We start from the raw sequence: 14,002 nt of genomic DNA, 5'->3' as shown, positions 1-14,002 counted from the left end.
TTTTAAAGGGGCGGTAGCTCAGTGGATAGAGCACGTAAAACGTCTTTCGAAAAACTTGTCGCATCATTTTATTTCTGGAGCCATCCGGCTCGAATGCCGAAAGGACTACATCGATTCCGGTTCGCGAGACGTGGGTTCGACTCCCACCCGTTCCGCCATGAAGCGCTGGTTCGCCAGCGTTTCACCGTGGGACGGTAGCTTAGTCGGTAGAGCGCGTTAGTGCGTCTTTTCAACCACTCGTCGAGTCGGATCGCTCCAACTAATTTTGCCGGAATGCCGCTGGGGAGTACATCGCTGTAAACGAAAATCCCTCTCCGCAAACACTTGTCCGGCAATCCATTTTTCCAAGCCATAATCAAACATCTGCGAATGCTGAAAGGACTACATTGGTAAGACTTCGGTCAACCGAGTTCAATTCTCGGACTGTGTTGCTCAGTAATGAGTAATCAGAAAAACGTCTTTTTAATTCTTGTCGCAGATTCCTATTTATTCTCACAAACTCACGATCCATGAAACCCGCAAAGAATAGTCACATCATCATCGACGGAAGCGCCGGAGAAGGCGGCGGCCAAGTGCTGCGCAGCTCACTGACACTATCGATGCTGACCGGCAAGCCGTTCACGATTCAAAACATTCGTGGCCAGCGCAAGAAGCCCGGGCTCCTGCGCCAACACCTGACCTGCGTGCACGCAGCACAGCGCATTGCTGCAGCTCAGGTCACGGGCGACGAGATGAGTTCCTCCGAGCTGAGCTTCGAGCCGGCGATTGTTTCCGGTGGGCACTATGAGTTCTCCGTCGGCACGGCGGGCAGCACCATGCTGATTCTCCAGACGATCCTGCTGCCACTTTGCAATGCAAAGCAAGCGAGCGAAGTGGTGCTCAATGGCGGCACACACAATCCCTTTGCGCCGACCTATGACTTCATCCAGCACGCCTTCCTGCCACTGCTAAATCGGATGGGCGCCAAGGTCAGCGCCAAGCTGGAGAAGCCCGGGTTCTTTCCGGCCGGAGGTGGACGCGTCCGCATCAGCATTGAGCCAACGAAAAAGCTTAAGCCGCTGGAGCTCGACAAGCGCGGCGCACTCAAGTCCGAACGCGCAGTGGCGATGATCAACAACCTGCCCAGCAACATCGGCGACCGCGAGCTGAAGGTCGCGCGCGACCGCCTGAACCTGCGCCGCGATCAGTTGATCAAGCTGGACGACTTGCAGGCCGATGGCCCCGGCAACGTATTTCAACTATTCGAAGATTATGAACACATCAGCGAAGCCTTTGTTGGCTTTGGCGAGGTTGGCAAACCGGCCGAGCACATTGCCCGCAGAACCTGCGACCAAGCCGAACGCTACCGCAGCTCGGATGCGCCGGTGGGCGACTACCTGGCCGACCAGTTGTTGATACCTTTCGCGCTGGCAGGCGGCGGTTCTTTCCGCTGCACCGCCCTCACCCAACACTTCTTAACCAACGTCGAAACCGTGGAGCGCTTTCTCCCGATTCGCATTAACACCGAGCGCGAAGCCCGCCTGGCTTGGCGCGTAAACTTCTACCAATAACTTTACCATGAACGCACAAGATCTAGAACGCTGGGGCGTCCCGAAGGGCGACGCAACCCGCGCCGCTTTCCAAATCATTAAGCGCCTGATGAACGAAGCCGTCTCTCCGGAAACGGTCCGCTCGCAGCTACTTAACGTGATCCGTAAGCCCGATGAGTATATCGAGCATTTGCATTGGGCGCCGCTCGCCGATGAACTGCTGTCGGCGCCGAAGTTCACTCCGCGCAAGGAGCCAGCGCCTTGGCGTCAATGGGGAGACGACCTCGACGACAACGCCATCGAGCAAATGCGTAACGCCTGCGATCTTCCTGTAGCCGTCGCCGGCGCGTTGATGCCCGACGCCCACCTGGGTTACGGCCTGCCGATCGGCGGCGTGCTTGCCACCAACAACGCGGTCATCCCGTATGCTGTCGGCGTGGACATCGCGTGCCGTATGAAAATGACGGTGCTCGACATCCCGCTGCGCGAACTGCAGGACGAGCGCGGACGCCAACGCCTGACCACGGCCATCGATAAGGAAACCCGCTTCGGAACGGGCGCTGAGTTTCAAAAGAACCATAAGCGCCAGCACGCAGTGTTGGACCGCGATTGGTCGGTCTCCGAAGTGACGAGCCACCTGAAGCCCAAGGCTTGGGCGCAGTTGGGAACGTCCGGTAGCGGAAACCACTTCGTCGAGTTCGGCGAGTTGACCATTGAAAACCAGACCGAGCTGGGCTTGGCGCCCGGAACGTATTTGGCGCTCCTGTCCCATAGCGGAAGCCGCGGAACGGGCGCGGCAGTTGCTGGACGCTACAGTAAGCTAGCCATGCAGCAACACCCCGAGTTGCCCGACCACCTGAAGCACTTGGCGTGGTTGGATATGGACACGGAGCTCGGCCAGGAATACTGGGCGGCGATGAACCTGATGGGCGAATACGCGGCGGCGAACCATGCCTGCATCCACCAACACGTGGCCAAGCACCTGGGCGCGGAAGTCCTGCTCGACGTGGAGAATCACCATAACTTCGCATGGAAGGAAATCCACGACGGACGCGAAGTCTACGTGCACCGCAAGGGGGCGACCCCGGCCGGTGAAGGCGCTCTCGGGATCATCCCCGGCTCCATGGCGAGCTCGGCCTACATCGTGCGCGGCAAGGGTCAACCCGAGTCGCTGCACTCGGCGTCCCACGGCGCAGGCCGTGTGATGTCGCGCACCAAGGCCAAGCAAAGCCTGGATTGGAAAGCCGCCAACGCGCTCCTGAAGGAACGAGGCGTTACGCTGCTGTCCGCCGGCATCGACGAAGTCCCAATGGTCTACAAAGACATCGAGGAAGTCATGGGCGCACAAAGCGATCTGGTCGACAAGCTGGCTCGCTTCCAACCGCGCCTAGTCAAAATGGCCGAAGCCGGCGAACGCCCGGAAGACTAGCAGCCAACCTTCAAAGAAAAACGAAACCCAAGCACGGTCGTGTCATTCACGTCCGTGCTTTTTGCGCATAACCCAGTAGCGCAATTGCACACGCTCAGCTCGCCTTGGACATCTCCTGCAGATTCGCAATGTCACGCATCGGCGGTGCCCCAAACAAGCGACTATACTCGCGGCTAAACTGCGATGGGCTTTCGTAGCCGACGTTAAACGACGCCGTGGCTGCGTCTTGACGATCCATCAGCATCAGGCGTCGCGCCTCGCGCAAGCGAAGTTGCTTCTGATATTGCAGCGGGCTCATCGCAGTGATGTTGCGGAAGTGGTGGTGAAACGTTGACGCGCTCATTCCTGCCTGTTGCGCCAGGTTTTCCACGCGCAGAGGCTGCGTGTAATTTTCACTGAGCCATTCAATACTCCGCGCGATCTGGTGGCCTTGACTTCCACCCGCCGCTATTTGGCGCAAGCGCGCGCCAAGCTCTCCCGTGAGCACGCGGTAAATGATTTCGCGCTGAATCGTCGGCGCGAGAATGGGGATATCCTGCGGTTCATTGAGCAGGTTGACCAGACGCGTCACCGCGTCGATCAGCGCCGGTGTGTTTTGCCCCACAGCCATGCCGCAATTCGATTGCTGCGGTCGCGCGGGGGGCAGATCGCTGTCGACCATGAGCTGCGCGACTTCGCGGAGGTTGAACTTCAAACGAAGCCCTTGGTACGGTTTCTCCTCGCTGGCTTCAATGATGCGCACCACCGTTGGCAATTGCACGGACGTGATCAGGTGATACTGCGAATCGTAGACGAACGATTCCTCACCCAGATGCACGCGCTTCGCGCCCTGCGCAACGATGCAAATGCTCGGTTCGTAAACACCGGTTAGAGGATCAGAGGTTGTCGTGCTGGTAAACAAGCCAAGCCCCTCGATTGCACATTCGCTTAAATTTCCTCTTTCAGTCAATTGGGCAATTAAGCGGCTTAAAGAGCCGATTGCTTTTTCTAATGCTGGATCTGATTTCATGATGCGAGCCTTTGTTGATGCGGTGCATAGCCGCTTTTGCTTGTCGCAATAATAGCACTTTTCCCGGGCAAAAATCAAATTTTTCTCACGAACCGGAGAATCAGGCAACAATCCAAGAGGATCGGTCTACCCGGTTTTCATGCGCTTGGTGTATCATAGCCGCAGTTCGAAATTCAACTGAGGATACACATGGAAACACGCACACCAGATGCAGCAACACACGCAGAGCTAACGAAACCAGTACGCCCACGCAGATTCATGCCCAAGCTCAGTCTCAGCGTTCTTTCACTCATGCTGCTTGCCAGCGCAAACATTATGGCAACCGAAGAACAACCAACCGACGCAATCATCGTCACGAAGAGCGATGCTCAAGCCGCCGTTCAGGGTAATAGCCAGAACTTCACCGGCGATGTCACGATTGATAATCCGTTTCGCGCCGAGCCGCCGAGCCGGGCTTACGGCGCCACGGTGTCGTTTGAGCCCGGCGCGCGCACAGCCTGGCACACACATCCACTCGGCCAGCTCCTCATCGTTACTGAGGGCATTGGCTGCGTCCAAAGCTGGGGCGAGCCCCTGCAAATCATCAAAGCGGGCGACACCGTCTGGATCCCCGCCGACATCAAACACTGGCATGGCGCGGCCCCCGATAGCGCCATGACCCACGTGGCCATTGTGGAATCCCTCAATGGCCAAGGCGTCACCTGGCTCGAGCGAGTCAGCGACGAACAATACGCAACCGCCAACCGGCAGTAAAACAATCATCGGGATATCAACATGACACCACTACGCACCATAATTCACTGGCTTCCGGCTGTACTCGCGGCGCTCTTTGTCGCAGGTTGCGGCGAGGAAGTAAAGCAGGCCGAAGCACCGCCCCCCGAAGTCGACGTCGCTCATCCGCTCAAGCGCAGAATCGTCGAGTGGGATGAATACACCGGCCGTTTTGAAGCCACGGAAGAAGTCGACATCCGCGCCCGCGTGACCGGCTACCTGGTCAAAAAACAATTCCGCGACGGCCAGTTCGTGAAGCAGGGCGATGTGCTCTACGTCATCGATCAGCGCCCATTCGAGTTCGAGGTCAAACGCGCGCAGGCGCAGTATGCCTTGGCGGAGAAAGTTCACGAGCGCGCGAAGTCGCTGCTCGATTCCAACGCTATTTCCGAGCAGGAGCTGGACATGAGTTTGCAGGAGTTGCAAGTCGCAGAAGCCGCGCTCAACGAAGCCCAGCTCAACCTGGAGTTCACGACGATCACCGCGCCCATCGACGGCAAGATCAGCGAAAGCTTTGTCGATACCGGCAACCTCGTTCGCGAAAACGACACCCTGCTCACGCGCATTGTCAGCGTTGCGCCGATTCACTTCACGTTCGAAGTTTCGCAGGGCGAGCTGCTCAAGTACGCGCGCCTCGATCAGTCCGGCGAACGCCCGGGCGACGGCGCGAATCCCAACCCGCTCTTCGTCCGCCTGCAGGATGAGGACAGCTACGCGCACCGTGGCCGCATTGATTTTGTCGACAACGAAGTCGACGAAGGCACGGGCTCGATCACGGTGCGCGCACTCGTCGGCAATCGCAACGGCATTTTGCAGCCCGGTCTCTTTGGTCGCGCACGCCTTGTTGGCAGCGGCAATTACGAGGCCACGCTCCTGCCCGAGCACACAATCCAAACCGACCAGCACCGCAAATTCGTTTACATTGTGAACGACGCCAACCAAACCGAGCGCGCTTACCTCAAACTGGGCCCGGTTTTGGACAACGGTCTCATCATCATCCGCGAAGGCCTCACCGGCGCCGAACGCGTCGTGATCAATGGCGTCGTGCGCATCCGCAGCGCCGAGCAGGACGTGACGCCCGTCATGGAAACCATCGAATGGCAGGACACCGAATTCATGCCCTCCATCGAAGACATCCCCTCGCTTGAGGAGATACAAATCGGACAACTTTAAAGGGCGCCGCCCTCCGACGTCATGAAATTTTCAAGGTTCTTTATCGACCGTCCCATCTTCGCGACGGTCCTCTCCATCCTGACCATGATCGTAGGCGGCCTCGCCTTCTTCGAGCTGCCAGTGGAGCCCTATCCGGAGGTTGCGCCGCCAACGATTCGCGTGCGCGCCACCTACCCGGGCGCTGATGCGGAAACCGTCGCCGCCACCGTCGCCACGCCAATCGAACAGGAAGTCAACGGCGTCGAAGGCATGCTCTACATGTCGTCCCAATCCAGCTCGACGGGCAACATGGACCTGACGATTACCTTCGAGCTCGGGACCGACTTGGACACCGCGCAGGTGCTCGTGCAAAACCGCGTCGCCATTGCGGAAGCACGTTTGCCCGAAGCCGTTCGAAGCCTCGGCGTGACGACGCAAAAGAGCTCTCCGGAGCTCATGCTAGTCATCAACATGTATTCGCCCGATGGCACCTACGACCAGTCCTACATCAGCAACTATGTCGTGCTGAATGTGCGCGACCGCATCCGCCGCATCGATGGCGTGGGCGACATCGCGATCTACGGTGGCTCGGACTACGCCATGCGCGTCTGGCTCGACCCCGACATGATCCAATCCTATGAACTGACGCCCGGCGAAGTGCTCGACGCCATTCGCGAACAGAACGTCCAGGTCGCCAGCGGCACGCTTAATCAACTGCCTCAGCCGCAACAGCAATACTACGAATACACCTTGCAAACGCAGGGCCGCCTGATCGACCCCGAGTCCTTCGGTGAGATCGTGGTGAAGTCCGACGACGATGGCCGCCTGGTGCGTCTGCGCGACGTAGCCGACATCCAACTTGGCGCGCAGGAATACACCACGCTGGGTTACTTGAACAGCTACCCGGCCGTCGCCGTGCCCGTTTATCAACGCCCGGGAACGAACGCCTTGGCGACCGCCAACGCGATCCTGGCCGAGATCGAAGACATCTCGAACAGCTTTCCTCCGGGCCTGCAATACGAGGTCGCCTACAACCCGACTAAGTTCATTGAAGAGTCCGTCAACGCCGTGGAGCACACGGTCATCGAAGCCGTCGTGCTCGTGGTGCTGGTAATGTTCGTCTTCCTGCAATCCTGGCGCGTCGCGATCATTCCGATTGTGGCGATTCCGGTTTCGCTCATTGGCACCTTCGCCGTCATGGCCGCCCTCGGCTTCTCCCTCAACACGCTCACACTCTTCGGGCTCGTGCTCGCCATCGGCATCGTGGTGGACGACGCCATCGTCGTTGTGGAAAACATGGAGCGCAACATGCGCGAGGGCATGAAGTCGCTCCAGGCGGCGCGCAAGACGATGGACGAAGTGGGCTCGGCGCTCGTCGGGATGGGCCTTGTGCTCGTGGCGGTATTCTTGCCAACGACCTTCATGGAAGGCATGTCAGGCAAGTTCTATCAGGCCTTCGGTGTAACGATCGCTGTGGCGACAATGATCTCCGTGCTCGTATCGCTCACGCTCTCCCCGGCCCTCGCGGCCATCCTCATGAAGGAGCACGAACACGATCCCAAGCCCCGCAACTTCCTCAGCCGTGGCTTCCACTTCTGCTGCGACAAATTCAACGCGGGCATGGACGGGCTCTCGAACTTTTACGGTCGCATCGTTGGCGGCGTCATCCGTTGGCCGATCCTCATGCTCTTCATCTACGCGCTGCTAATGGTCGGCACGATCACCTTGTTTAACCGCACACCCACGGGCTTCATTCCCGCGCAAGACAAAGGCTACCTGATCGTATCCATCGAGCTGCCCTCAGGCGCCTCGCTCTCCGAGACCGACCGCGTTACGCAGCGCATTCGCGACAAGATCATGGCCATCGACGGCATTGCCGACATCATTGGCTTCTCCGGTTACTCCGCCGCCCGTGGCGCCCGCCTGTCCAACGGCGCCGCCCTCTTCCCGGTTTTGGAAGGCTTCGATGAGCGCGAAACCAAAGGCCTCACGCAGCAGAAGATCATGGACACCGTGCGCGAAGAATTGGCCACCATTAAAGACGCGACCGCTGTCGTCTTCGCGCCGCCTCCAGTGCGCGGCATCGGCAGCGCGAGCGGCTTCCGCATGATGGTGCAGGATCGCAGTGGCCGCGGTACCGAAGCGCTCAAGCAAGCCGTATTTGCGATGGAGGCTGCGGGCAACGACTCCAGCAGCGAAGCGACAACGGCCGTCAATACCTTCTTCAATAACAACACGCCGCAGATTTATCTCGATGTCGACCGCGTGCGCGCCGAGCAACTGAGCGTCCCCGTATCGCGCATCTTTGAAGCACTGGAAGTCTATGTCGGCTCCGTTTTCGTGAACGACTTGAGCTACCTCGGCCGAACCTTCCGCGTAACCGCCCAGGCCAAGCCTTCGCAGCGCCTCGACGTCGAAGACGTCATGCAGATCAAAGTCCGCAGCGACAACGGTAGCATGGTCCCGCTCGGCTCCATTGCCACCGTGCAAAACACCACTGGCCCAACGCTCATTCCGCGCTACAATCTGTATCCTGCCGCGCCTCTTCGGGGCAGCGCAGCGCCCGGCTACAGTTCCGGTGAAGCACTCGACGCCATGGAGCAGATCGCCGCAACAACGCTGCCCGAAGGCTTCGACTTCGAGTGGACCGAACTGGCATATCAGGAGCGTCTCACGGGCAACACCGCGATCATCGCCTTCATTCTGGCCGTCGTGTTTGTGTTCCTCCTCCTCTCGGCGCTTTACGAAAGCTGGATGCTTCCACTGTCGATCATCCTGATCGTGCCGATGTGTTTGTTCTCCGCGATCAGCGGCGTGTCGATTGCCGGCATGGACAACAACATCCTCACGCAAATCGGCTTCGTGGTCCTCATCGGCCTAGCGTCAAAGAACGCGATTCTCATCGTGGAATTTGCCCGCGAACTCGAAAGCCAGGGCCGTGACCGCTGGGCCGCCGCCACCGAGGCAGCGCGCCTGCGCCTGCGTCCGATTTTAATGACCTCCTTTGCGTTCATCCTCGGCGTCGTGCCGTTGGTGCTTGCGAAGGGCGCGGGCGCTGAGATGCGTCAGGCGCTCGGAGTCGCGGTGTTCTCCGGCATGCTCGGGGTGACGTTCTTCGGTCTGTTTTTCACGCCGGTGTTCTACGTCATCTGCCGCCGCCTGTCGGTGATCCGGCTCAAGCAACGCGAGCCCGAGCTGCTCCCGCAAACGGCCAACGTCTAATTTCGTCGAGGTGAAGAAAAGGAATTTTGACCACGAAGACGCTCTCCAACGAAGGTCAATTGAGTTTTTAAACGCCCACTAAGCGACTAAACCACTATTTTATACCAACATGAATTGGCGACTTTCGATCATAGCGATCACCATAAGCCTGCTTGGCGGCTGCTCACTCGCACCCGAGTATGAGCAGCCGCAAAGCACTTTGCCCGACAGCTTTTCCAACGGCAAATCCTCCGAGTCCCAAGCCATCTCCGACGCCCAGCTGGAGACCTGGTGGACCGCGTTTGGCGACGATGTCTTGAACGCGCTCATCGAGCGTGCGCTCACGGAGAACTTCGACCTCCAGGCCGCCGCCCAACGCGTGCTAGCTGCCCGCGCAAACCTCGGTTTCGCCAAGGCGAACCAGTGGCCCACGCTGACCGGTAACTCCACCATCGCGCGTCAGGATTACCCGAATACGCTGAACCCCAACGGCGCATCGCAGGGCGGCCCGCAGGATAGCTTTCAGCTGATCGGCATGCTCGACTATGAGATCGACCTGTGGGGCAAGTTGGCCAACGCCAGCAATGCTTCGCGTGAGGAACTTCTGGCGACAGCATACAGCTATGAAACCGTCCGCACGACGCTCGCCGCGGAGGTTGCGACGACCTACTTCATGCTGCTCGCAACGCAACGTCAGGTCGCGATTACCGAAGACACGATTCGCTCGCGTCAGGAAGCATTCGACATCCAAAGCGTGCGGCGCGACAGCGGTGCCATCACCGAATTGGAAAAGCAGCAAGCCGCCGCGGAGCTCGCTGCCGCCAATGCCGAGCTGCCAAGCCTCAACGAACAGGCCAGCCTGCTCACCACTTCGCTCGCCGTCTTAGTCGGCGCCAGCCCCAAAGAAATCTGGAGCGAGCCAACGGTTCAAGAGAACCGATTCATCCTGCCGCCACCACCGCAAACCAATCTCGACCAGGCGCCCGTGTCCCTGCTTGCGCGCCGACCGGACATCGTTGCCGCCGAGTCGCAAGCCCGCGCACTCACGTATCAGATCGGCGTCGTGAAAGCCGAGCGCTGGCCAACCGTCACGGTTGGCGCCTTGGGCGGACTCATCTCCGACCCGATGGGCAAAGTGTTTTCCGACGACAACGCCACGTGGTCCATCACGGGCATGGTAACTGGAACGCTCTACGACTTTGGCCGCAATGCCGCGCGTGTTGAAGCCTCGGAGGCCTATCAAAACGAAGCCTTGATCCGCTATGAGCAAGTCGTGCAACAGGCGTTTCGCGAACTCAAGGACGCCGTCGATCAACTCAACTATTCGGAGCGCCGCATCGACGCCCGCCGCGCCCACCTCGACGCAATCAACCTCACCGTCGACCTCGCGCAAAGCCGCTACCGCGCCGGACTCACGAGCTACCTAGATCTACTCAGTGCGCAGAACACGCAATTCAATGTCGAGCTCACGCTGGTGAACGCCTGGCTAGATCGCTACCTGGCCTCGGTCGAGCTCTACAAGGCCCTCGGCGGTGGCTGGGAAGTCCCCGCAAAGCGCGAAGACGTGATCCTCGTTGGCCGCCTCGACGTGGACCAAGACATGCCCGCCGAGTAGCACTTTCAGCACTGCAAAACGTTTTGATACCTCACCCGAATAGGCAATCAGAATGGCGAACTGCTTCACCCTATCCGCATATAAAGATGCCAACAGACCTTCATCTTATTACAGCCGCCAAGACTCTGGAGGATTAGGCAAGATTCCCATAGGAACAGTCTACCGCTTCTTGCGCCAAATGGTGTATCATAGACATCGTTCGAAAATCCGACTCTACGTCATCGACATGAAAACCATGCAGTGATTCGCAAAATCAAAATCCCTCTATTACTTAAAACATCAAACCCACACTCCTTATGTATACCGCAAAAGCATTCTCCGCCGCGAGCGACAGCTCGCCCCTCGCTCAAGACAGCATCCCCCGCCGCGAAACCACCGATCGCGACGTGCAAATCGACATCCAATATTGTGGCGTCTGCCACTCCGACCTCCACCAGGCCCGCAACGAATGGGAAAGCGTCATGCCGACGGTTTACCCCTGCGTCCCTGGCCACGAAATCATCGGCCGCGTAACCGCCGCCGGTTCCGCCGTGACCAAGTATAAGATCGGCGACCTCGTCGGCGTCGGCTGCATGGTCGAGGGCGACCACACTTGCGCCCACCACCACCAGCATCAGGAGCAATTCTGGCCCGGCACCACCTTCACCTACAACTCGCCCGACACCCACGGCACCGCCCCCGTCACCTACGGCGGCTATTCCGAGAGCATCGTTGTCGACGAACGCTTCGTCCTCAAAGTGCCGGAGCACCTCGACCCCGCTGGCGCCGCGCCGCTGCTCTGCGCCGGCATCACGACCTACTCGCCGCTCATGCGCGCCAAGGTTGGCCCGGGCATGAAAGTGGGCATCGTGGGCCTGGGCGGTCTCGGTCACATGGGCGTGAAGCTGGCCCACGCGATGGGCGCGGAAGTCACCGTGTTCTCGCGTTCGCAAAGTAAAGCGGAAGACGCCAAGAAGCTCGGCGCGGACCACGTCGTCATCTCCACCGACAAGGACGCCATGAAGGCCGTGACCGGCAAATTCGACTTCATCCTCGACTGCGTGGCGGCCGAGCATGACCTCAACGAATACATCGCCCTGCTCGCCGTGAATGGCAACCTGACCATGGTTGGCGCGCCGGACACACCGCTGCCCATCGCGATCTTTGGCCTGCTCTTCGGCAACAAGTCACTCTCGGGCTCCATGATCGGCGGCATCAAGGAAACGCAGGAGATGCTCGATTTCTGCGGCGAGCACAACATCACCGCCGACGTCGAAGTCATCCCGATCCAGCAGATCAACGAAGCCTACGAGCGCATGCTCAAGTCCGACGTGAAGTATCGCTTCACCATCGACATGGCTTCTCTCAAGGGCGCGTAAAACCAGCGAGCTCGCAACCAACTTTCAGCCCGGTGGACTCCAAGTCCATCGGGCTTTTTGTTTACGGACGCCAACAGGCAAAAGGTTTTCTCACTGAAGCACGGAGACACAAAGAGAATCTGATGAGGAGCTTTAAGAATTGAGCCCCCTCACATCCATTGTCTTCCAGTAGGAGCGGCATCCTGCCGCTTTACCGACTCCATCAATTCCAACCAACCGAAACCAAGCGGCAGGATGCCGCTTCTACGTAAACTAACCCAACCCACCATTAATTGTCCTTTCCCTACCACACACCCCCTCGCCGCTCTCCGCGTCCTCCGCGTTCTCTGCGGCGGTTCCCCTCACGCCTCGCTGGCTTCCCGAACTTCCCGATCTTCCTGTTTAAAAACCATGCCTCCCCGTCCACGCCCCACTAGCATCCGCGTTCAATCCGCGTTCATCCGCGGCTAATTCACCTCATCTCCTTCTTCCCATCCTCCACACGCCCTAAATTTACTATTTCTTCTTATTTTGCGCAATTTACGCTTGCCAAACACCCACAACAAGTGAATTATTTAACACATATTCGAGACATAAACGCCCCGAATATCACCAAACAACCAATCACAACCAACAATCAATGAACTAAAAGACAACTAATCCTCAGGCGACCAACACCACTCGGCGCCTGAACCTTACCACTAAGCCATCCATGAAATACGCACTATTCCCAAATCCCCTGGCCAACGGGGGCAACCAATACCGGGCCATCACCCAGATCAGCGGCAGCAAGGACCTCGAAGCCGTCATTGACCGCATGATCCTGCTCGGCTCCACCATCACCGAGGCGGACATCCACGCGGTCCTCACCGAAGCCATCCGCGCCGTCGAAAGTCTCCTCATCGACGGCAACCGGGTCAACATGGGCGGGCTCGTCCAGCTCTGGCCCGGCATCACCGGCAGCTTCGACGGAAAAAACGACGCCTTCGACTCCGCGCGCCACCGCGTCTCCCTCCACGCCTCCGCCGGTCGCCGGCTGCTCAAAACCCTGCGGGAGAAGTCCGACCCCGCGCGCATCGACGGCATGCCGCCGGCCCCGCTCGTTTTCGACTTCATCGATGACGGCAGCGGCACGCTCAACCAACAGATCACGCCGGGCGACATCGGCTCAATCGTCGGCAGCAAGCTGAAGTTCAACCCCGACTCCCCCGACGAGGGCCTGTTCTTCATCAACATCGCCGACAACTCCGAAACGCGCCTGGCCCAGATCAAGCGGAACCTGCCCAAAGAGCTGATCTTCCGCATCCCGCCCGACCTGCCCCTCGGCCAAACCTACCGCATCGAGGTCCGCGCCCGCATGCGCGGCTCTGACCAGCTCCGCACCGGCGAGCTGGAAGCCGTCCTCACCACGTAAACCCAACCGCGGCAACCGCCTCTCATCCAGCCACCACCACCGCTACCAACGGTCACGAACTCCCGCAGTTCGTGGCCGTTTTTTGTGTGCCCCCACCCCACGACTGCGCCACAACATCGCCGCTGCTAAGCCTTAGCACAGCCTGTGTCATTACTTAGCACTGCCTGTGCTAAACCTTAGCAGCGGCGATGTTGTGGCAAGCCAGAGATGCGGAGGAGATGCCGCAAAACAACCCAGAAAGCACATCCGAAGTTCATCTCAAAAGAACATCCTCATGCTGCTACCTAACGACCTACACATGGAAGATATTCCGCTGACTTACTCGAACGCAACATCATCAGTTCAACATACCTAAAAACCATCGCGTCTGGACAACAGAAAACGAAAAGAACGCAACCCCCCACCCAATAAATTTCATTTACCACTAATAATCATAAACTTACAACCCAGCTCAAAGACATCCACCAATCCCCCAGACGACCCCCAATCGAGGTGGCTCTTTTACTTTCATTCCGCCTAGAGGAATGAAAATGCCATAAATTTGC

At 58.7% G+C, this 14,002-nt stretch carries 9 protein-coding genes; 8 read left to right on the top strand and 1 reads right to left on the bottom strand.

Features of this window, described 5'->3' with window-relative positions; all coding sequences use genetic code 11:
* The first annotated feature begins 509 nt into the window (after positions 1–509).
* Both rtcA and RBB63_RS02985 read left to right on the top strand, forming a co-directional pair.
* A complete protein-coding gene (gene rtcA, locus RBB63_RS02990; protein ID WP_309380964.1) occupies positions 510–1,550 on the top strand; it encodes an RNA 3'-terminal phosphate cyclase in 1,041 nt (346 codons plus the stop codon).
* Between the two features lie 7 nt (positions 1,551–1,557).
* Positions 1,558–2,958, top strand: coding sequence for an RtcB family protein (locus RBB63_RS02985; RefSeq protein WP_309380962.1), 1,401 nt, complete (start codon positions 1,558–1,560; stop codon positions 2,956–2,958).
* A 94-nt stretch (positions 2,959–3,052) separates the two neighbouring features.
* On the opposite strand, the gene RBB63_RS02980 is transcribed toward RBB63_RS02985, so the two are convergent.
* Positions 3,053–3,967, bottom strand: coding sequence for an AraC family transcriptional regulator (locus RBB63_RS02980; RefSeq protein ID WP_309380960.1), 915 nt, complete (start codon positions 3,965–3,967; stop codon positions 3,053–3,055).
* Between the two features lie 258 nt (positions 3,968–4,225).
* On the opposite strand from RBB63_RS02980, the gene RBB63_RS02975 reads away from it, so the two are divergent.
* The 6 genes from RBB63_RS02975 (at position 4,226) to RBB63_RS02950 (ending at position 13,457) form a co-directional block, all read left to right on the top strand.
* Complete coding sequence (locus tag RBB63_RS02975; RefSeq protein ID WP_343219113.1) at positions 4,226–4,720, top strand: (R)-mandelonitrile lyase; 495 nt, start codon at positions 4,226–4,228, stop codon at positions 4,718–4,720.
* A gap of 21 nt (positions 4,721–4,741) precedes the next feature.
* Positions 4,742–5,911, top strand: a complete 1,170-nt coding sequence (locus RBB63_RS02970; protein ID WP_309380956.1) for an efflux RND transporter periplasmic adaptor subunit — start codon at positions 4,742–4,744, stop codon at positions 5,909–5,911.
* A 21-nt stretch (positions 5,912–5,932) separates the two neighbouring features.
* Positions 5,933–9,112 carry an efflux RND transporter permease subunit gene (locus RBB63_RS02965; protein ID WP_309380954.1) on the top strand — a complete coding sequence of 1,060 codons (3,180 nt, stop codon included), beginning with the start codon at positions 5,933–5,935 and terminating at the stop codon, positions 9,110–9,112.
* Between the two features lie 109 nt (positions 9,113–9,221).
* Positions 9,222–10,706, top strand: coding sequence for an efflux transporter outer membrane subunit (locus RBB63_RS02960; RefSeq protein WP_309380952.1), 1,485 nt, complete (start codon positions 9,222–9,224; stop codon positions 10,704–10,706).
* Positions 10,707–11,002: 296 nt separating this feature from the next.
* Positions 11,003–12,064 (top strand): NAD(P)-dependent alcohol dehydrogenase, encoded by a 1,062-nt coding sequence (locus RBB63_RS02955; protein WP_309380950.1) that lies wholly within the window; start codon positions 11,003–11,005, stop codon positions 12,062–12,064.
* A 691-nt stretch (positions 12,065–12,755) separates the two neighbouring features.
* The gene (locus RBB63_RS02950; protein ID WP_309380948.1) at positions 12,756–13,457 is read left to right on the top strand and encodes an HU family DNA-binding protein; all 702 of its coding nucleotides are present in this window, start codon (positions 12,756–12,758) and stop codon (positions 13,455–13,457) included.
* Positions 13,458–14,002 lie beyond the last annotated feature (545 nt).

This window comes from Cerasicoccus frondis (assembly GCA_031296915.1).
GTDB classification, from domain to species: domain Bacteria; phylum Verrucomicrobiota; class Verrucomicrobiia; order Opitutales; family Cerasicoccaceae; genus Cerasicoccus; species Cerasicoccus frondis.
Note: the sequence above shows the minus strand (reverse complement) of the source record. Positions and strands in the feature narration are given on the sequence as shown.